This is a genomic window from Pseudomonas sp. GW460-LB5, assembly GCF_059423245.1.
The window spans coordinates 89,303-107,852 of sequence record NZ_JBWKXT010000014.1 but is presented as its reverse complement, the minus strand read 5'-3'; the positions used below and the strand labels follow the sequence as shown (position 1 = coordinate 107,852).

At 58.0% G+C, this 18,550-nt stretch carries 27 protein-coding genes and 2 pseudogenes; 19 read left to right on the top strand and 10 right to left on the bottom strand.

All coding sequences use genetic code 11. The features are described 5' to 3' along the window. From AC07XM_RS11475 to AC07XM_RS11440, 8 genes are all read left to right on the top strand, one after another. Positions 1–1,140, top strand: a 1,140-nt coding sequence (locus tag AC07XM_RS11475; protein ID WP_495044706.1) for a phage tail tip fiber protein, incomplete at its 5' end; no start/stop codon positions are given. Then, complete coding sequence (locus AC07XM_RS11470) at positions 1,137–1,496, top strand: hypothetical protein (protein ID WP_102690325.1); 360 nt, start codon at positions 1,137–1,139, stop codon at positions 1,494–1,496. The genes AC07XM_RS11475 and AC07XM_RS11470, both read left to right, overlap by 4 nt. 60 nt (positions 1,497–1,556) lie before the next feature. Then, complete coding sequence (locus AC07XM_RS11465; RefSeq protein WP_102689096.1) at positions 1,557–1,772, top strand: hypothetical protein; 216 nt, start codon at positions 1,557–1,559, stop codon at positions 1,770–1,772. Between the two features lie 58 nt (positions 1,773–1,830). Continuing rightward, entirely contained in the window at positions 1,831–2,265 is a 435-nt protein-coding gene (locus AC07XM_RS11460; RefSeq protein WP_102689095.1) for a structural protein P5, read from the top strand. Then, positions 2,262–2,792: a DUF2514 family protein gene (locus AC07XM_RS11455; protein WP_102689094.1), complete on the top strand. Its 531-nt coding sequence runs from the start codon at positions 2,262–2,264 to the stop codon at positions 2,790–2,792. Before AC07XM_RS11460 ends, AC07XM_RS11455 begins: the two co-directional genes overlap by 4 nt. A 13-nt stretch (positions 2,793–2,805) precedes the next feature. Continuing rightward, positions 2,806–3,030 carry a hypothetical protein gene (locus AC07XM_RS11450; protein ID WP_060516456.1) on the top strand — a complete coding sequence of 75 codons (225 nt, stop codon included), beginning with the start codon at positions 2,806–2,808 and terminating at the stop codon, positions 3,028–3,030. A 73-nt stretch (positions 3,031–3,103) separates the two neighbouring features. Next, positions 3,104–3,397, top strand: coding sequence for a hypothetical protein (locus AC07XM_RS11445; RefSeq protein WP_102689093.1), 294 nt, complete (start codon positions 3,104–3,106; stop codon positions 3,395–3,397). Beyond that, complete coding sequence (locus AC07XM_RS11440; protein ID WP_102689092.1) at positions 3,394–3,699, top strand: hypothetical protein; 306 nt, start codon at positions 3,394–3,396, stop codon at positions 3,697–3,699. Before AC07XM_RS11445 ends, AC07XM_RS11440 begins: the two co-directional genes overlap by 4 nt. Here AC07XM_RS11440 and AC07XM_RS11435 read toward each other — a convergent pair. Continuing rightward, a complete protein-coding gene (locus AC07XM_RS11435; RefSeq protein WP_158248155.1) occupies positions 3,618–3,869 on the bottom strand; it encodes a hypothetical protein in 252 nt (83 codons plus the stop codon). The two genes, AC07XM_RS11440 and AC07XM_RS11435, sit on opposite strands and share 82 nt — an antisense overlap. Before the next feature lie 184 nt (positions 3,870–4,053). Between AC07XM_RS11435 and AC07XM_RS11430 the strand changes: the two genes are divergently transcribed. Together AC07XM_RS11430 and AC07XM_RS11425 are read left to right on the top strand one after the other, a co-directional pair. Then, a complete protein-coding gene (locus tag AC07XM_RS11430) occupies positions 4,054–4,386 on the top strand; it encodes a type II toxin-antitoxin system HigB family toxin (RefSeq protein ID WP_102689101.1) in 333 nt (110 codons plus the stop codon). Further along, positions 4,383–5,048, top strand: a complete 666-nt coding sequence (locus AC07XM_RS11425) for a helix-turn-helix domain-containing protein (RefSeq protein WP_102689091.1) — start codon at positions 4,383–4,385, stop codon at positions 5,046–5,048. Before AC07XM_RS11430 ends, AC07XM_RS11425 begins: the two co-directional genes overlap by 4 nt. Positions 5,049–5,349: 301 nt before the next feature. On the opposite strand, the gene AC07XM_RS11420 is transcribed toward AC07XM_RS11425, so the two are convergent. Together AC07XM_RS11420 and AC07XM_RS11415 are read right to left on the bottom strand one after the other, a co-directional pair. Beyond that, positions 5,350–6,156: an NYN domain-containing protein gene (locus AC07XM_RS11420; protein ID WP_102689090.1), complete on the bottom strand. Its 807-nt coding sequence runs from the start codon at positions 6,154–6,156 to the stop codon at positions 5,350–5,352. Positions 6,157–6,405: 249 nt separating this feature from the next. Beyond that, positions 6,406–6,755: pseudogene (locus tag AC07XM_RS11415) on the bottom strand (site-specific integrase). 101 nt (positions 6,756–6,856) lie between these two features. Between AC07XM_RS11415 and trbK the strand changes: the two are divergent. From trbK to AC07XM_RS11395, 4 genes and pseudogenes are all read left to right on the top strand, one after another. After that, positions 6,857–7,081, top strand: a complete 225-nt coding sequence (gene trbK / locus AC07XM_RS11410; RefSeq protein WP_016486673.1) for an entry exclusion lipoprotein TrbK — start codon at positions 6,857–6,859, stop codon at positions 7,079–7,081. Positions 7,082–7,212: 131 nt separating this feature from the next. Next, positions 7,213–7,410, top strand: a complete 198-nt coding sequence (locus tag AC07XM_RS11405; protein WP_016486674.1) for a hypothetical protein — start codon at positions 7,213–7,215, stop codon at positions 7,408–7,410. 612 nt (positions 7,411–8,022) lie between these two features. Beyond that, positions 8,023–8,799 (top strand): annotated as a pseudogene (locus AC07XM_RS11400) (PAS domain-containing protein); the annotation flags it as partial. Further along, positions 8,782–9,336, top strand: coding sequence for a methyl-accepting chemotaxis protein (locus AC07XM_RS11395; RefSeq protein WP_371262263.1), 555 nt, complete (start codon positions 8,782–8,784; stop codon positions 9,334–9,336). The pseudogene AC07XM_RS11400 and the gene AC07XM_RS11395, both read left to right, overlap by 18 nt. Before the next feature lie 40 nt (positions 9,337–9,376). Here AC07XM_RS11395 and AC07XM_RS11390 read toward each other — a convergent pair whose 3' ends face one another. Beyond that, positions 9,377–9,943 (bottom strand): DUF1003 domain-containing protein, encoded by a 567-nt coding sequence (locus AC07XM_RS11390; protein WP_016486677.1) that lies wholly within the window; start codon positions 9,941–9,943, stop codon positions 9,377–9,379. A 122-nt stretch (positions 9,944–10,065) separates the two neighbouring features. On the opposite strand from AC07XM_RS11390, the gene AC07XM_RS11385 reads away from it, so the two are divergent. The 3 genes from AC07XM_RS11385 (at position 10,066) to AC07XM_RS11375 (ending at position 11,747) form a co-directional block, all read left to right on the top strand. Next, the gene (locus tag AC07XM_RS11385; RefSeq protein WP_016486678.1) at positions 10,066–10,356 is read left to right on the top strand and encodes a hypothetical protein; all 291 of its coding nucleotides are present in this window, start codon (positions 10,066–10,068) and stop codon (positions 10,354–10,356) included. Positions 10,357–10,875: 519 nt separating this feature from the next. Beyond that, the gene (locus tag AC07XM_RS11380) at positions 10,876–11,244 is read left to right on the top strand and encodes a hypothetical protein (RefSeq protein WP_024717649.1); all 369 of its coding nucleotides are present in this window, start codon (positions 10,876–10,878) and stop codon (positions 11,242–11,244) included. A 194-nt stretch (positions 11,245–11,438) separates the two neighbouring features. Continuing rightward, complete coding sequence (locus tag AC07XM_RS11375; protein WP_102689089.1) at positions 11,439–11,747, top strand: hypothetical protein; 309 nt, start codon at positions 11,439–11,441, stop codon at positions 11,745–11,747. Here AC07XM_RS11375 and AC07XM_RS11370 read toward each other — a convergent pair. From AC07XM_RS11370 to AC07XM_RS11360, 3 genes are all read right to left on the bottom strand, one after another. Continuing rightward, positions 11,734–11,964 carry a hypothetical protein gene (locus AC07XM_RS11370; protein ID WP_096426955.1) on the bottom strand — a complete coding sequence of 77 codons (231 nt, stop codon included), beginning with the start codon at positions 11,962–11,964 and terminating at the stop codon, positions 11,734–11,736. The two genes, AC07XM_RS11375 and AC07XM_RS11370, sit on opposite strands and share 14 nt — an antisense overlap. A gap of 158 nt (positions 11,965–12,122) precedes the next feature. Continuing rightward, a complete protein-coding gene (locus AC07XM_RS11365) occupies positions 12,123–12,323 on the bottom strand; it encodes a hypothetical protein (protein WP_023048166.1) in 201 nt (66 codons plus the stop codon). Between the two features lie 114 nt (positions 12,324–12,437). Continuing rightward, positions 12,438–12,752, bottom strand: a complete 315-nt coding sequence (locus AC07XM_RS11360) for a hypothetical protein (RefSeq protein WP_016486684.1) — start codon at positions 12,750–12,752, stop codon at positions 12,438–12,440. Positions 12,753–12,983: 231 nt separating this feature from the next. On the opposite strand from AC07XM_RS11360, the gene AC07XM_RS11355 reads away from it, so the two are divergent. After that, the gene (locus AC07XM_RS11355; protein WP_016486685.1) at positions 12,984–13,343 is read left to right on the top strand and encodes a hypothetical protein; all 360 of its coding nucleotides are present in this window, start codon (positions 12,984–12,986) and stop codon (positions 13,341–13,343) included. An 85-nt stretch (positions 13,344–13,428) separates the two neighbouring features. On the opposite strand, the gene AC07XM_RS11350 is transcribed toward AC07XM_RS11355, so the two are convergent. From AC07XM_RS11350 to AC07XM_RS11340, 3 genes are all read right to left on the bottom strand, one after another. Continuing rightward, positions 13,429–14,610, bottom strand: a complete 1,182-nt coding sequence (locus AC07XM_RS11350; RefSeq protein WP_016486686.1) for a DUF8534 domain-containing protein — start codon at positions 14,608–14,610, stop codon at positions 13,429–13,431. Between the two features lie 51 nt (positions 14,611–14,661). Further along, complete coding sequence (locus AC07XM_RS11345; RefSeq protein ID WP_016486687.1) at positions 14,662–15,141, bottom strand: VOC family protein; 480 nt, start codon at positions 15,139–15,141, stop codon at positions 14,662–14,664. A 110-nt stretch (positions 15,142–15,251) separates the two neighbouring features. Next, on the bottom strand, positions 15,252–16,871 hold the full coding sequence (locus AC07XM_RS11340; protein ID WP_023048165.1) for an NADP-dependent glyceraldehyde-3-phosphate dehydrogenase: 1,620 nt from the start codon (positions 16,869–16,871) through the stop codon (positions 15,252–15,254). Between the two features lie 479 nt (positions 16,872–17,350). Here AC07XM_RS11340 and AC07XM_RS11335 point away from each other — a divergent pair, with 479 nt between their 5' ends. Continuing rightward, positions 17,351–18,505, top strand: coding sequence for a GNAT family N-acetyltransferase (locus AC07XM_RS11335; RefSeq protein WP_102689088.1), 1,155 nt, complete (start codon positions 17,351–17,353; stop codon positions 18,503–18,505). The last annotated feature ends 45 nt before the right edge of the window (positions 18,506–18,550 follow it).

Here is an 18,550-nt window from a genome sequence, read left to right as displayed (position 1 = left end):
TCGGCCGATATCTTCGCGGGCTACATGACCAGCGGGCAGATTGCCCGGATGCAAATGCAGTTCTTCGACAAGGCCGGTGCGGCCATCAGCTACTTGGACGCCTTTGCGGTGGTGTCTGGGCTTAGTTCTTTCAAAGCCTATGCCGGTCGGATCACCGCCCCGGCCGGCGCCGTATCGGCACGGTTCGTGACCCGCCTGGAACCTTCGGACGGCAGCGGCCGGGCGCTGTGGTGCAATATCGTGGCGCGCCGGGTATCGGAGGCCGAAGCCGCCACGGCGAACGCCGTCAGCAGCGTGACCAGCACCGTCAACCAGCAGGGTGAAAAGCTCACTGCCGAAACGCAGCGAATCGATGTGTTGTCCGCATCGGTAGGCAGCGCTCAGGCAGCGATTCAGAACGAGATCACGGCACGAACCAACGCCGACTCGGCGCTGAGCCAGCAACTGCAGACCACGCAGTCGACCCTGGGCGAGACGACTGCATCTGTACAGCGAGTGAGCTCGACGCTGACTCAGCTTAATGGCGTGGCAAATGCGTCAGAGGTCGTGAAGGTTCAGATGACCGCCAACGGTATTCGGCACGTCGCCGGGTTCGGCCTGAGCATCGACAACTCCAAGGGTGCTGTGCAGTCGACGTTTGCGATCCTCGCTGGCCGGTTTGCGATTCTCAACCCGTCAGGGGATGCGATCTCAAGCCCGTTTGCTGTGTACGGCAACCAGACGTTCATCAGTGATGCGTATATCCGCGATGCCAGCATAACGAACGCCAAGATCGCCAACGCTGCCATTACGGCGGCGAAGATCGGGGAGGCGGAGGTGGACACGCTGCGTATTCGAGGTAACGCAGTAACCATTCCTGTAGGCGCATTCGCATCTGCCAGCTCCGTCAGCGTGACCGTAACGCTCGACGGCAACTACCCGGTGTTTTTGCTCGGATCGCTCACGCAAACCTATTACTCGGACATCTCGATGACCAGGAACGGAGTTGCGCTGTGGGTTGAGCGACCGCAAGGGAGCAGCATCGCCAGCCGCGGAGTGATGGACTACCCAGGGCCAGGCACGCACACCTACACCCTTTCCTCAAACCACGCCGGTAACACTAACGGCGCCTCAATTCTTGCGGTGGTATGCAAACGATGAACAGATTGTCTTTGGATGGGGACGATCCGTATGAGGTCGTCTCGTACTTTGTTACAGACCAGCAGAATGTGGTTATTCAGTCGGGCACTTCCCAGCGCCTGCACCTGAATGACCATGCCCTGGACGGCGTATTGCACCTTGGCACGGCGCCGCAAGGACGCTTCAAGTATATCGACGGCGAGTTTGAGCCCTACGCACCCGATGTCAGTTATGACCTGGCGCGCCGGGACGGGTACCCGCCTGTTGAGGAGCAATTGGACATGCTTTGGCACGCCATGGATCAAGGCGCGATGCCCAAGGCTGAGCCTTTCTACACGACCCTGCAGAGGGTCAAACAGCAACACCCCAAAGCCTGAAGGTTTCACAAAACCCCATGCCCGCCGTTGAGCGGGCTTCTTTTTATCTGGAGAAAACCCATGCCATTTGTCGCCATCAACCTGAGCAATGACTACGAAGTCGCCAACAAAATCCGCTACGCCACCCAGGAGGAGGCTGACGCCCGTGCACGCGAGATCCTGACCCAGTTTCCGGCCGCCCAGGTCTGTGTCGCGCAGGTGCTGAAGGACTACAGCGCCAAGGTCACGGTAACCGTAAAAGATCCAGCCGAGCCGGCAACGGTCCCCGCGGCCTGACATAGCTGACCAATCCAAGCCCGCCTAGCGCGGGCTTTTTTTCGACTGGAGAAACCCCATGACCGCACGCGGTGTCCGCAACAAAAACCCCGGCAATATCGATTACAACCCCCGCAACGACTGGCAGGGCCAGATCGGCAAGGAGCCCGGCGGCCGCTTCGCCGTCTTCGACACCCCGGAAAACGGCATCCGCGCCCTGGGCAAGCTGCTGATCAACTACCGCGGTAAAGACGGCATGCCTGGTGTGGGCGGGAAGGGTATCGACACCGTGCTCGAAACCATCAATCGCTGGGCGCCCAGCAACGAGAACGACACCCAGGCCTACGCCTCGACCGTGGCCAAGCGCCTGGGCGTGCGTACCACCGACCCGATCAATATCAAGGACCCGGCCACGCTGCGCGGCATGGTGGTCAGCATCATCATCCACGAGAACGGCGGTAACCCATACGCGCCGACGATCATTGATGAAGGCGTTCGGCGGGCGCTGGCATGACCTGGCGGGCCGCGGTGCCCACCTGGTGCTGGTGGTTGATTGCCTTGGCTATGGTGGCTGGAGGCCAGGAAATCCGCGTGGGAGCGGGAAAGGCTGAGGCGGCCGCCGCCCGCGGTGAAACCGCATCTGCGCGCGCGGAGCTTTCCGACTACCGCCTTGAGGTATCCGAGCGCGACCGGCGCACTGCCGCCCAAGCCAGAGCAGTAGAACAGCGCCGCCAGGCTTTGGCGGACGAGGAGGGTGAGAGTGCACGACAGAAACTGGAACTGGCCCAAGGCCGCGCCGCTGCTGCTGAGTCTGCTGCTGGCGGGCTGCGCGGGGAAATCGCTCGACTGCGCGCCGGCCGAGCAGCAACCTGCGACACCATCGCTGCCCAGCAGCGCCAGGCAGGAACCTCTGCCGTCGTGGTGCTCGGGGGATTGCTTGAAGAGTCTGACCGAATGGCGGGAGACCTCGCGGCAGCGCTTGAGCGAAGCCGAATAGCCGGGCTGGCGTGTGAGTCGATCTATAATGGCCTGACCAAGTGAGCAGGGCTTCGAAGTGGACAAGCGGACGTTTATCGGAATGGTCGAGGCTGGCGAGCCGCTGATTCAGCAGGCGATCGACGCCATGCGGGAGTATCACCAGGCGCAAGATCGCGGAGCGCCGGCCGAAGAGATCGAGCGGTTGCGCCTATTGGCCGAGTCGCTGTTCCAGGTGGTGTCCGATTACCAGCTTCGCGTGATTGCCACGATGCGCGGCAAGGAACTTCCACCGCTGCACTGATCCGCTGACCGGCGATTGCCCGGCGCGAACTCCGCCTATACGATACTGTATCGATATACAGTATTGGTGCCCTATGTATTTCCTTCTTGTGCGCCGCCGCGCAAATGGCGTGGCTATCCCTTCAAATCAGCTTGAGAAGATCACGCCTCTGCGGGCCGACATCCACATCGGCGACCACCACAGCGCGCCCCTGGGCCGGATAGCCACCCAGGCTTGGGTGTTCAACCCGACCCCAGGACCGGACATCATCCCGCGGCTTCACGATGCCAAGGTCAACGGCATGGCTCAGCTCGGGATGAACATTAACGGGGTAGAGGAGGTCGACGGCGTGCTGTACGCGCAGTCTTGGTGGTGCAGGGCAGAATGATGGCCGGGATACCGCAGGCTTGGCTGGATGAGCTAAATGACCACACCGCCCTGGTAAATGATCCAGATGGCCGAGCACTGGTGCTTTCGGAGATGGCGTTTGCTGCGTACCGTCGGCGCGAGGTCGACTCGGATCAGCTTTCAGAGATGCTTGAATTTGCTGAAGCCGCCAGGTACTGGGCGCTCAATGAACATGAGGAGGCGTGGCACCTTGGCCTTTTTTACTTCCGGTCAGCGGATGAATGGGAAAGGGACGAGCCAGGACGGATCGTCGTAGGCAGAACGCCTGGGTGGGGGTGTTGAGGCTGTCTAAAACTAGTCGAAGCCTTATCGGTTTTATTCAGCGAAAGTAGCTGACCGATGAAGATGATCGAGCCGAAGGCCAGAACGATGCCGCGCGTGTGACGAGGGTCGATAACCCAGACGACGTACCAGGCCAATGCCAGAACGGCGAGGATGATGATACCGCTCATGCTTACTCCTTATCCGAGTGGCCTGACGCCGAGTTTTGACAAGACGGAAATTCGTGCAGCGGATTGCTCGCCAGTGGTGCCTCTTGGAGGCAGGCCCCACAGAGGGAGCGGCAGGTGCTGATAGGGTAGGGTTGTCAAAAATGACAACTTCGAGTATGCTTGACCGTAAAGATTAGGAATGCCCATGGACGTATTGATCAAACAGAAGTTTTTGGATGCGGCCGATCGATACCCTAACGATCGCAGCGGATTGGAGCGCTGCCTCAGGCTGTTGTTGGCAGCGACACCCCAGAGCTACAACGAATTGCAGGGCATTTTTGGGAATAACATCGACCTGTTTAAGCACCGCGCTGCCGAGGGATGGGTAGCAATTGACATTGGCGGGAACAATCTCAGACTGATAGCAGGCGTCAACTACCAGCGGCAGAAGATCTACGTGAAGCATATTTACACTCATGCTGACTACGACATCGCTACTGCGTGGTACGCCAGTAACAAGAGAGGAACAAAACCATGACCACTGTTCTTGAAAATTCGCAGAGCGTGCGCGCCGCGCTGGAAAATCTTCAAATGCTTCTGGAGCAGTTGCGCGGGCAATACGTGAACGGCATTGAGGGGCCAGAGGATTACGCTCGAGCCACTGTGCTGCTTGATGAGTTGACCGATGGGCATGACCTCAACAAATATGAGGAGCAAATCCTTATCGAGCTGGAAGACGCCATTTCGGCTTACGAACAGAAAGGCCAACAGCTCAAAGCATTTAACGATTCGATCAAGGCCAACACCACACCGGTGCAACTGATCAAAGACTTGATGCAAACGCTGGGGCTTACCGGCTCGGATCTGCCCGAAATTGGCGACAAATTCGTGGTGTCCAAAGTTCTCAATGGCGATAGAGCAATCAGCTCTAGAATGGCTTTCGCTTTGGCCAAGCGCTTCCATATGGACCCGAAATCATTTGTTTCTGATACGGCTAGACCCTCCGGAAGACCTTCGCTAAAAGTCCACACCACGCCCGGTAAATCGGAATGTAAATCTAAATCAAAGATGTCTTACAAGATGGTTGTAAAACGGCCGCCCGTAAATTTCGTATATACCGTTCACCCGATGTCTGATGACCAGAGATTAGCTGCATCGTCAAAACGGGCCCCGGCCACACCGAGGCCTTCCAAAAGTTGATAAGGTAGGCCTTCGCCGATAACTGTCCTTTGGGGGCGATCCGAAGTTGAGCCAAGCCAGTGCTGCGGCTGTCCATGGCGCCTTCGTGCAGCGCTGCAAGCGCGGGCAAAAGGGGTTCGAAATCAGTTCCAAAACTGAAACGGCGACCCTTATAGAATGCGGGTTTCAGCCCGGCAGATCGCGCTTCGTTTTGGAACTCATTTGCGCTTTAATCCCGCATTAACCGGAGATTCTTGGATCGGATTGCAAATCCGTAACTACATAAGCATTCAAGTTCCATTGAGGCTCGGGCGGCAGCGCGCTATTTGCCATAGCTAGCTGGCTCTGGCTCTCCGTCCTTGGCTGCGATACCAACCATCCAGTGACCACCTGGCTCCATGACTGAAGTCAGGAGGTCGTACGTTTTGATCATATCAACCAAGCCAGAGTGTCCGTACAAGCTCGGTGAGAAAGCAGGATCAGTACGCTTCAAATAGGCGCCCAACATGCTTGCAGCGATCATTCCTTCAGTTGCGCCACTTGCCAACAAGGACACTGCCTCGACGACGAACCTTGGTCTGCGCTTGACCGTGACAGGTGTCATCTCCTGCTTAGATGCCCCTGCTGGAGGGACACAGTCTGGATGAGCAGTTTTGGTGTTGGAATCCTGGTGCGTTACGGCAGGAGCAGGTCGAGTCCACTCGAAGAACTGATCACTAGCGTTTCTCAGCGCGTCAGGGGTCTTAGCTTCACCGACAATGCATACAGATGCCCCGCGCTCACGGAGTTTGCGGCATAGGTAGGCGAAGTCCGAATCACTCGTCACTAGGCAGAACATGTCTGCCCTATTGTCGAAAAGCGCTTCTTGTGCATCGAGCGCCAGGGCGATATCAGAGGTGTTTTTACCGGATGCGTACTGGTATTGAAGGCAGGGAGTGAAGGCCAGGCGCACTAAGGCCTCCTGCCATTTGTTGGCTAGAGTGCTGTGGTTGCCATAAGCCCGCCGCAGCACGATCCGGCCAAATTGTGCAACGACCCTAAGAGCGTGCTCCAACACCTCTGGCGAGACATTATCGCAATCCACAAGCATGGCGACGCGCACATCCAAAGCGTGTAGTTGATTGGGCATTCTAAGCATCCTTGATGAAGATCCGATTCCTTTGCGAGAGCCATTACCCTACGCGATGTTTGGACGTCGGGCCATCGTCAAATCGCGATACCAATTCTGATACCAATGATGGGGAATCGAGGGGGAATGCAGGGGCGTTTGGACCAATAAAATCAACCCTTTGTAACCGCCAAACACCGCCAAGAAACCGCATGGTGATGTTAGCGGTAGAAATCAAGTGCTTGTCCTGCGGGGGTTCCAGAGGTGTATTTAGGCCCTCGCGTCAGGTTTGGGCCAATTTTGGGCCAATTCGACTCGGGGCGGCAGCTTCTCCAGCTCCCTCCAGTCCGAGGAGGAGCTGATCCATTTCGCGTAAGTAGAGAGCAACATCTCGACGCTGTGGCGAGCTGGTTCGCAATGAACGCGGGGTTCATACCAGGCATCAGGCACAGGGTCGCATAGGTGTGGCGGGTGTCGTACTGGCGGCGCTCACGGATGTTCAGCGCGTTGAGCGCCGATTTGAAGTGGCGGATTGTAACACTTGGTTCGTTGATCCACAGCCCAACTTTGCTCGGCTGGAACACAAAGGGGCTGACCGGGTGCAGGGATTTGGACGCCATGCACCGGAGTGTGCCCGTTCGCTGGACCTGGGTGAGGGGCGTTCTTTGCGATGCTGGTCGAGGTTTGCTATAACGCCCGACCACTTCAAAGGAATGAGCTCATGTCACGCAAAGCATTGGTTTTCTTCTCTGCCGCCGCGTTCTCTGCAGTGGTTCTGGCGGGCTGCAAAGAAGATGCCGTCGACACAGCAGCCTACGAGCCGACTGGCGAACACTGTCAGCCCGACTATCTGAAAACGCTTCCAGACAACAAGGCGCGCGAAGACCTGGTCGAAAAGTGCATGACCAGTGGCGCTTACAAGAAGTCAGAGCCGAAGACCTGGTAACGTCCGTGCTTCAGTCAACGCCGCCTCATCAGGCGGCGTTTTGGTTTGAGGAAGTGCTGGCGGGCAGCGAGGTGTGGGTACATGCGGCAGGCAGCTGATATGCTTCGTCGCCTACCAAAAGGAGAGTGGTGATGCATTTGGGTGAGAGGCTTCGGGCGTTCCAGCGATGGTTCAACCCGAGGCGCAGGCGGTGGGCTGGCGTGACGCTGATCGCGCTTGGGGTGGTCGGAATGTTTCTCAACCCGGCAAGCCGGTGGACCATGGTGCTAGGAACTGGGATCTACTGGTTCTTCACCGCCTTGCCGCCCGTCCTCGGCGGCAAGCGTTGAGGCGCTGGCGGGCAGCGCCAGAGGGTGAGGCGGCTACTGCGTTTTCCAACATCGGTCCTTTGAGTCGTCCAATCACGGGGGCGAATCTGCGATAAGGCATGCGGCCGCTGGGGTTTGATGTCATATTGATTACACAGGAACATCGGCCCGTGTCCACGAGCCAGTCCTTCAGGCCTTACCTCCAGATGCCAAGCAACGTTGATTTTCGCTTCACGGCTCATCGGCAGCTCCTTGATCTGGAAGCCTGTACATCAAGGCTCATGTACCTGGTTGCTGCGGGTGAGATCCACGGCGCTATCTGGGATGATGCCGTGGTCTGCCAGATGAAATCGCATGATGCCTGGCTTCAGTTCTTGAGCCAGAGATCTCAGCCTTCGCTACCCGCGTGATCCAGAATCGCAGAGGAATCTGTGATTTTCAGCAGTGTCCCTAAACACCTGCAATGTTGTGCGTTCAGCCGCGCGTCCAAGCCTGTAGCAATTTATCTGCTGGCCTGGAATTTTTCATCACCCCGCCCGTATACCCATCATGCTGCAATTAAAAATTGACTGGATGCTCTAGAACAATGGGCCCATCTCGATAATTGCTTACCCAGCACACTTGGAGCCTGTCATGTTCAACCGCAATCTCAAAAAAATGCTGCAAGAGCAGAGCGCGGAGCTGCATCAGTTACGTCAGCAGGTCGAGCAGATGGACAGAGGCATGCTCACCATAAGGCTGGATGCACAGTTTCGTATCTGCGCATTTAACCGACAGTTCTCGGAAACCTTGGGGTATTCTGAGGAGCGCCTGCTGGGGCGCCCGCTCGCGGAGATCGTGCCGCCGTACGTTAAAGACCTGCCTTGTTTTCACGCGTTCAATCAAGCTGTAGCGCGTTTTGAACCCGTCAATGACGAATATCGCTACCTTCGCGCGGACGGCACGCTTGCTTGGTTGAAAATCTATTGGCTCCCTATTCGAGACCACGACGCGAGCCTTGGCCATGTCCAGGGTTACGGCAGTGAAATCACCCGTACCGTGGAGCAGGCGAAGGAAAATGAAGCGCTGATCCAGGCGCTGGTTCGGTCCACTGCCGTCATTGAATTTAACCTGGATGGCACCGTCATCACAGCCAACAAGCAGTTTCTCGATGCCATGAGCTACTCATTAGGCCAAATTGCAGGAAAACATCATCGTTTGTTCTGCCCTGCCGAAGAAGCGGCATCGCCCCAGTATGAAAGTTTCTGGAAGACGCTCAACCGTGGCGAGTACGTTGCAGACCGATTCAAACGCGTCGATGGCCGTGGAAGTGTTATCTGGCTCGAGGCCACTTATAACCCTGTACATGACACTGAGGGCAAGCTGTCTAAAGTTGTGAAGTTTGCGAGTGTCGTGACGGACCAGGTCGCACGCGAGCAAGAGGTAAAGGATGCAGCGGGTGTCGCGTACGCCATATCCCGGCAAACGGATTCGAGCGCGGAGCGTGGCGCTGTGGTCGTGACGCGAACGGTGGAGACCATGCGCAGTATCGCTGAACAAATGAACGCGGCAACCGAGAGCATCGAAGCGCTTGGCAAACAGTCTGCGTTGATCAGTTCTATCGTTAAAACCATTGGCGGAATTGCTTCGCAGACGAATCTGCTAGCACTGAATGCAGCTATCGAAGCCGCGCGTGCGGGTGAGCAAGGTCGAGGCTTCGCTGTGGTTGCTGATGAGGTGCGCAAACTCGCTGGTCACACCAGTTCGGCCACCGAGGAAATCGTTAGCGTGGTCCAACAAAACCAGGCGCTTGCGGATCAAGCCGTTAGCGAAATATTCAGCAGCCGGGCAAAAGCTGAGGAAGGCTTGGCATTGGCTAATGAAGCCGGCACCGTCATCCTGGAAATTCAAAGCGGCGCTAAACAAGTGGTCGGGGCAGTTGGCCGCTTTGCGAATGAGGTGAGGTAGGACGAAACAGCGCTCCGCAGGCAACTGCAGGGGTAAGGGATTAATCGTTATTACCCAAAGGCGCATGCACTGAGGACGCAAGCAAATGCGCGTGCATCTGCGATGTAAGGAGCTCAATCCGTTCACTCATTTGCTTTGTGACTTCTGTGAGGTGTGTGTTTTGCTCCAGCAACTGCAGAAGCTGCTTGCTTTGCATCTCCGCGTCCCGTTGACGTCGTTGATTGGCCATGGCAATCGCCTCTCGATGTCGCGCATCTGCTTCGGCTGTTGCTTTGTCACGGTCGGCTTGGCGGGTTTGAGCCAGAAGAATCAGAGGGGCCGCGTAGGCCGCCTGCAGACTAAACGCCAGATTCAATAGAATGAAGGGATAGGGATCGAACGCTGACAGCCCCGATAGGCTGATCCCCATCCATATCAGAACCACCAGTGACTGAGACCCTAGAAACAACGGCGTGCCAAAGAAGCGCGCGAAAGCTTCCGCCCTGCGGGCAAAAGCATCGTTACCAAACGGGTGGTGCATATGTTCATGGGCGCGGTGAAACCTGAGATGGTCAACATCTTCAAGACCTTCATGAGGGACAGGCTGCGCAGAGATTGACGGTTGCATCTGCTGGCTCCGTGGTGGATGGCCATTTCAGTCTAGACTAGCCCGCGAGCGCATACTGCAGAGGGTTGCTATGATGGCCCTCTATTGCTTTTGTCACGATCAATTCACTTAAGGAGCGTGAGATGACACGTTTATTGCTGGCTGCCTTGATGCTGGCATCGGGCGCGGCCCAGGCCGGGATTCCACTGCTGAACGCAACGTGCCCCGGCAACATTGAGGTCCATGCGGACAAAGGTGGGCCGATCTATATCAATGGCAAGGAAGGGAAGCTGAAGAAGTTCAACGATAACTACTTCGAAGCCAAAGGCAGCGGGGTGACTGTTTCATTGTCGATCAACCCCGACGGTTCGCCCGACGTATCGTATACCGGCAAGAACAAAGCCAACGGCGTATGCCAGGTAAAGGCATCGTAGAAGATCGCCACGTTTGAGCGCAGTGGCAGCCGTTGGCTGGGCATCGGTGCTGGAACGGTAATTGCTTTGCTCCTGAGACATTGATCACGCGGAGAGCGCCGACATGACTCAGGATGACCGCTATTACATGGTTTTCGTTGTGGCAACTGTACTGGTCCTGGACCTGGTGGCAACCTTGGTCTTTCTCAAGGCCATTGCCTGACCCCGAGAGTGGGTACGGTAATACTCGGGGTTGGGGGCATTTGTAGTTGCTTATGCCTATGCGACGCCAGCCGTCCTGAACCTCAGATAAAACTGCAGGCGGGGAGCGCGGCGCCCAAACTTGCAGACCTGGCGGACGCAGGACAAGCTGTAGAAGAGGACATTTATTGCGCCGCCAATGCAGCCTGAACCCATATAGCAAATGAACCTATGGCATGGCTGTCATTGAGCAGTAATATGGCTCACGACAACTAAAAAATGGCGTGCTACTTGGCAACACTTTCCTAAGTTCTCGAGGGGGCAGCAGGGGCGTGTCGCGTGAAGAGCTCAATATCGGTAGCAGGTGCATTACTCGTTTCCACGTTCGCCACATTGTTCACGGCCGGTTGCGCACAAAACCCCGACGTGCGTGATGGGCATGACTCTACCTCTGGCAGCACCGCTAAGAGCCCACCCGCGTATCTGGGGTGCGTGAAGGGTGAACTGCCCGGGAATGTGAAAACCTACGAGGTTGATGGCGATAACTCGGTGAGACTGTTCATCGAAAGCACCGACCCCAGCAAGGCAGATGGCCTTGTGGAGTTGCGCAGCACAGCAGGCCAGCATCAGTTCACAGCCTATCAACGTGATGCCTGGTACGACCATGGGAGGTTGCTGGATGCCGCGTTGATGTGTTCAAAAGCATGATCATCTAACCGCCAGAGACAAAATGCCCGCCGTCGAGAGCGGGCTTTTTGCTGGTGGGCCCTGCCGCCGTTCTAATTCGAACGTGGCAGTCCTGAACTGGGCAGTGCTGGTTTTGCATTTGCCTGCCGTGCCCGCGATAATCCACGCATTTGGATGGAGAACACTGGGTGGAAGCAAGAAGCGCAGTCGCCGAAATGTTCATTGGGATCCCGACGCATTTCTGGGTGTTGCCCGTTGCCGGCCTGGTTGCGTACTACGGGCTGAAGGGTGCCGCCAGGTTCAGCAATCGTAGCACCCTGCTGCTAACATCGACTTACCTGCTATTGTTGGCCTTGGCGGTGCTGCCCAACGGCTTTTATGCCTTGTTCCCACCCACGCCCGACCCGGATGTGCTGTTGAATCACGCGCCATTGCCCAACTACGCGGGGCGTTTCTACCTGGATGCGTTCTACGTCTTCAGTGGCTGGGCGCTGAGCAAAGTGGTGAAGCTCAGGTTGAGCTGAAGCTAGCACCTCCAATGTCGTCGATTTTTGCAGCGACAGCGCGCAACTCGTCTGCTACCACATTGATGGACCTGATGTGCGCCGTGACATCAATCTCGCTCTGCGAACTGGCACGCGCCTCCATGAACCTGGCGTGGCCACTCATGGCCTGACTGAGCTTTTCCAGATGATCGGCTGTTCTGACCAGATCGGACTTGATGCTGAGAAGCGTTTCCATGGTGCTAAAGGCCTTCCGTGTCTGTTGCTTCAACCGTTCCATGAGCATCGCCTCAGGGCAGGGTGAAACGCAACAGATTTGTGGAAAGCGCAGCCTTGCCCGAACGCTGGAGCGCTTGTGCGACCCTTATGGTGGGGCCGGTGCGGCTTGAGGGGGGCTCAGCTGCTTTCCTGCACCTGTAGCACCGAACCCTTGTCGTCGGTCACCAGCAATCCACTGGTGCGGGTGCCGTCTAAGTGTTGCTCGGCAAGTGGCACATCCGAGGACCGAAAGATGCTACGGCCCTGTTCACCGGTTTTAAGGGTGACGAGTTTGCCGTTCTGGTAGAAGAAGCGCGTGATGTTGGCGTTCTTTTGCATGGTGTGTATTTCCTGGCCGAGTCGCGGTGAGGTGCCCCATTGGCAGTTCACTTTCTCAACGTTCGGCTACCCATGCTACTGGCAGAAATATCAGGTGCCCACCAGTGAGCCCGCTCAGGCTTCGTCCTGCAACCGCCCGGGGCTGAAGAAAAACGAGGCCACCACCACCGCTGTGATCACGCCTGCTGCATCTGCAATAAACAGCAGCAGAGCACCTGGACCACCAAGCGCCAGGTGCTTGCCCAAGGCAAAGTCCACACCGTGCGGGCATGCGGCGATCGTTAGCAGCATGGCAGCCAGCAGGCCAGAGAGGAGCCTCATGTAGACGCTGCCGAATGCCAAGCCATAGGCCCAGAACACGAAAATACAGAGCACGGCCAAGCCGGTGGAGGTTGCATATTGGGCGAGTATTTCCAGCCACCAGAGCATGGGGTTCTCCTGAACAAAGCCGGCCGGTGTTGCCGTTGCCTGATGTTGATGAGAAGCAGGGCAGAATGACTTCGTTCCCTGGATTCAAACAATTAATTGCAGTGACCGGGCGCCAGTAAACAACCCGCGATGTGATGGTGTTGTCACTGGCGCGTCGTTGCTGTGTCAATGGCGCGAAAATTCACCAGCAAGACCATGGTTGGTTAGAAACTTTGGACAACCCTCGTTAGAATGCAGCGTATCCCTGACGGCCAATTGCAAATGCCTACTTTTCGTATCTTCATCGCTTCTGCGTTAGTTGCCAGCCTTGCTGGCTGCGCGACGCCCGGCAAACCCACTGCCAGCAAGCTGACCAAAAAAACGCCGCAGGTGTACGCCGCCTGTGTCCTGCCCAAGTGGCAGGTTCTGGCACCCCAGGCCACGCAGAAGTCGATTGCCCACGGGTATCGACTGACGGCATCCAGTGCGGTGGCAAGTGACGATGTACTGGACGTGGTTGACTCTCGTGAAGGCAGCCGCGCGACCTTCTACAAGGGCAGCTTCCTGTCTGGCGACAAATTGCGCCAGGCTGCCAAGGACTGCCTGGACTGAGTCAATAGCCCGGGATCCTGGGGCCGCCTTGCATCCCTGTCGCGACACATGACTGTGCCTGCCCGGGGCATGTACCGGTCGCAATTCAGCGTTCGCGCATGAAGAAACCGGCAACAAACTTGCGGAAGGTTTCCAGGCTCTTGAAGTCGGCGTAGCGCTTGAAGTTTTCGGTGTCCGGCTCGGGCCCAATCGGCTGTTCGAGGAGCGACACTGACAATACCCGGTCCTGGTCCGAGGTCATCACCAGCTCATCCATCACCTGGCCGCCGATCACCGGCCGGCGCATTTGCACCTTGACGCCCTTGCTGGCCATCCAGTCGATCAGCGACACCAGGGCCTTGAGTGGCTCGCGTTCTTCATCGCGGTACACCGGGAACAGATGCGCGCGCGATAGCACCGGCACGCTGGCCACATGGATCAGCTCATAGAAATGGCTACCGGCGCTGGTCGGCGAGTAGATCATCAGTGCCAGCAACGGCCCGCTGGTACGGCTACCGCCCCAGTACAGGTGGTGCCCCTGGAAGTCGAAGCCGTCTTCACTGCGATTGTTGAACAGCTTGCGCCCTTTGATCTGGTCGACGCAGTCCAGCATCAGCCCGTGGCGGCGATGGTTGCCGAACAGTGTGGATTCACGCAGCCGGGACTTGAGCATCATCATGTGCTTCATGTCCAGCCGGGTTTCCAGGTAGTTGCTGGCAGGTATCCGCTCCAGCAGCGGGTAGCGACTGGCCACGCTGCGCAATTCGGCAAACTGCGTGGTCAGGTCCTTCTTCAGGTGAGTGGCGTAAAGGTTGAGGCCGCTGGTCTCGATCCAGGTGAGCAGCAGCGACAGCAGGCGCTGTTGCTCGCGCCGGTCGTTGCCATCGCTTGCGGCACTGGCGGTACCGGCGCGAAAGTCACCCATCAGGCGCAGCGGCGTGTCGGGCGGCAGCCAGGCGGCAGGTGGTGCGGGATCGTCTTCGCGTTCGGCGGCTTCCCGCTCGTCTTTGGTAAACGGGCAACCAGGGGCATGCTCGGCAGTGCCCGGGTTGTTCTTGAGGAACAATGTGCCGGTATTGCCGTTAAGGGTGACATTGAGCACCGGCAGGGCGTCGTTGCGGCAGTCGCAGCCCAGCCATTGGTTGGCGTTGCGAACCTTCATCAGTAGCTGGTTGGCCTGCAGCAGGCGCGGGCCGACGAGGCTGCCGGTGGCAAAACCGACCAGCAGATCCTCTTCAGCGGGGGTCAGGCTGCGCACCTGCGCAGCGGTTTTGTCGATGATTCGCATGAAGCAGCTCCAGGCTACGAGCCTCAAGCTTCAAGCAAAGTGGCGCCGCTTTCAACTTGCCGCTGGGTTACCGCCGAACATCTTCGCTGCGCGGGCGCGAATTTCGTCAGGGCTCAGGTCCTCCTTGTGGGTCGAGACGAACCAGATATTGCCGAACGGGTCTTTCAGGGTGCCACTGCGGTCGCCATAGAACTGGTCGGTCAAGGGGTGCAACTGCGTGCCGCCAGCCGCCAGGGCTTGGGCGTAGACCTTGTCGCAGTCCTCGACATACAGGTGCAGGCCCACGCCTGCGCCGCTGAGCTTCTGGCTGGCGGTAAGGCCGCCTTCCATGTCGCAGGGGTCGCCCAGCATCAGCGACGAATCACCGATCTTGAGTTCGGCATGGCCCACACGGCCACCAGGGGCATCAAGGCGGAACATTTCGACCGCACCGAAGGCCTTCTTGTAGAACTCGATGGCCTTGGCGGCGTCGTTGATGGCCAGATAGGGGGTGATGCTGTGCTGGCCTTCGGGGATGGGTTTGACTGCCATGTTCGACTCTCCGTTGCAGTGGGCGCCGGATGGCGCCCTGTTGCTTAGAGTCGTTTGCGCCGATGGACAATCGACAATGCCGCTAGATCGATTTTCTATAAGCGCGGCCGTCAGAAGATGTAGTCGGTGGTCAGGAAGCTCGACTGGCGGTTACGGATGATTTCGCTGATCAGTTCTTTGTTGGCCTCCTGGAAGCGGGTGGCGACCAGGGTGCGGATGGAGAACACGCGCAAGGCGTCATGCACAGACAGAGTGCCTTCGGCGCTGTTCTTGCGGCCGTTGAACGGGTAGGTGTCGGGGCCGCGCTGGCACTGCGCGTTGATGTTGATGCGCCCGACCTGGTTGGCGAAGATGTCGACCAGGCTACCGATGGTCGCCGGATCGTTGCCGAACAGGCTCAACTGCTGGCCGTAATCGGAGTCCAGCACGTAGTCGATGACGGTTTGCAGGTCGCGGTAGGGCACCACGGGTACCAGGGGGCCGAATTGCTCTTCGTGGTACACGCGCATGTCGTTGTTAACCGGGTACAGCAAGGCCGGATAGAAGAACGAGCCGCGGCTTTGCCCGCCACCTTCGTTGAGCACGCGTGCGCCCTTGGCCGTGGCATCGGCGACCAGGCCGTCAAGGTAGTCGACCTTGCCGGGCTCCGGCAATGGCGTCAGCGCGACGCCCGGTTCCCAGGGCATGCCGGGCTTGAGCGCGGCCAGCTTGCGCTGGAACTTGTCGAGGAAGGCGTCGACCACGTGCTCGTGGACGAACAGGATCTTCAACGCTGTGCAGCGCTGGCCGTTGAACGACAGCGCGCCGGTAACCGCCTCTTCGACAGCGTTGTCGAGGTCGACCTGCGGCAACACGATGCCTGGGTTCTTGGCATCCAGGCCCAGCGCGGCGCGCAGGCGATGCGGGCGTGGGTGCAGCTTTTTCAGGTCGCTGGCTGCCTTGTGTGTACCAATGAAGGCGAATACATCGACCTTGCCGCTGGCCATCAGCGCGCTCACCGTTTCCCGGCCGCGGCCATAGATCACGTTGATCACCCCCGGCGGGAAACTGTCGCGGAAGGCTTCGAGCAACGGGCGGATCAGTAGCACACCGAACTTGGCCGGCTTGAACACCACGGTGTTGCCCATGATCAGCGCCGGGATCAGGGTGGTGAAGGTTTCGTTCAGCGGGTAATTGTAGGGCCCCATGCACAACGCCACACCCAGCGGCGCGCGGCGGATCTGGCCGAGGGTGCCTTGTTCCAGCTCGAAGCGGCTGGAGCGGCGGTCGAGGTCCTTGAGGGCATTGATGGTGTCGACGATGTAGTCGCAGGTGCGGTCGAATTCTTTTTCTGAATCCTTGAGGTTCTTGCCAATCTCCCACATCAGCAGCTTGACCACGGCCTGGCGCTGCTCGCGCATACGGGCCAGGAAGTTTTCGACATGCTGGATGCGTTCGGCCACACGCATGTTCGGCCAGGCACCGCGGCCCTTGTCGTAGGCCTGCACGGCGGCGTCGAGGGCCGTAAGGGCGGTGTCCGCGTCGAGCAGCGGGGCGCTACCCAGTACCACCTGGCGTTCCTCTGCGCCCTCCTTCAGCCATACCGGGCTGCGCACCGTGGCCAAGGGGCCGTCCCACTGCCTGAGTTCGCCGTTCACCAGGTAGTCGCGTTGTTCCATTGGGGCTCCCAGGCGCCAGGTTTCCGGAATGTTCTCGGCGCTGGGGAAGAGTGAATCGAGCAGACGGTCCATAGGTACTGCACCTCACATTGCGGGGCTGGTTCAAAGCAGGGTGAATCGCTTCAGCATGGAGCATGCACCGGCTGCCGGCAAAACACCAGTCTGGCTCAATCGGGCCGTGGGTGCTTGCCAAATGGCCCGGCAGGCACCGCAAAAGCGTTCAGGCATGTCGACGTTTCTTTTATGCAAAGAAGATATCAAATGCTAATTATCAATAGCCAAGTGGTAATGAAAGGCCGTGTGCGTCGGCACACTTATAGCAAACTTGCAATTGGCGTGGGTTTTCACGCAGGAAATTTGACGCCATCAAACTTGATCTAAAGTCAGCTAGAAGCCGCTTGCCAAAGCGTTTGCAGGCATCTTAAATTGTTACTGAATGTGATAAGCAAGTTTCAGGGCAAACTATAAAAATCAAAGCGTTAAGTGTTTTTGCTGATTTTTTCTCTTTTTCAGATAGACCATAAAGCCCTTCAAAGGACGTCGAAGAAAAAATGAAAGAGACCTTGACGGCTGTGGCGCGAAAGCTCCTGTCACCCTCCCAGCGCTACGAAATGAGGCTGTTGGCAAGCAAAGTGCGAGAAATGGCGGCGCGCGCCTGTTTCTGGCGCTGGGAAGTAGCGAGGTTTCGGCTACAGCAGGAGAGCCCCTACGAAATTCTTTACATCGGCCGCAAGCAACAGCGGGAAATGGCCAAGCTGCTGATCGGCGGCAAGGGCCAGGGCAGTGCTTCGATCGTAGAAAGTGCAAGTGCCACGGCGGCTGCAAACCATGTAGTGGTCATCAGCGAAATACCCTCGTCTGGGGCGCTGTCAGTGCCGCATTACCTGAGCGCTGTAGTACCGTTGGGCCGCTCGCTGGAGGACATCACGGCGCGCTACGACAGCGAACTGCGGCGCAGCATCCGCAAGAACCGCCCGCTCTACCAGATGCGACAAGCCCTGGCGGACGACGAGATCGCCATGGCAGACCGCGAGCTGCTGCGCCCCTATGCCACCGCCAGGCAAGGTATCCATGCTGCGCAGTTCCCCACGGAAGAAGTGTTCCGCATTGCCAAAAGCGTCGGCCGGCTCGACCTGATTACCTTGGGTGATGAAGTGATTGGCTGCCACTTGGGTTGTGAAGTGGTACGCGGGGGCAAGCGGTACTGGAGCACGTTGCGTTTCGGCTACTGCGAGGCAGTGTTCAGTGATGCCAAGAGGTTGCGTGAGGTGAATTCGATCACCACCTTCATGGCGCTTGAGTGGGCACTGCAGCAGGGCTTCGATTACTACGACATCGGGCTGTGCCTCGCGCGCCCGGACGACGGCCTGCTGAAATGGAAGCGCCGTCGCGGGGGAGACATCGACTCGTTGGGCAACCATGCCTATCTGTTTGTCCGCTTGCCAAAGACCGGCACAGCCAAGTTCTTGTGGGATACGCCGATGTTCGCAGTGGAGGGCGACAAACTCACGCTGCACTTGGGGTTGCCGGATGGCCCGAGCGATGAGGAGGTTGCCAGCCGGTACCACGAGATGGTGTTTGGGGGGCTGCACAAGATTTATCTCTACGGTGGCAATGGTGCGGGTGAGCCCTTCGTGGAAACCCTGCGCAGCCGTTATGCCAGCGTGCAGTCACCGCCCACCATGGAAAGAGTCACGTGCAACTGAGTGACTGCCAGGGATGCATTGATCTGGCGCTCTACGCCAGGGTTT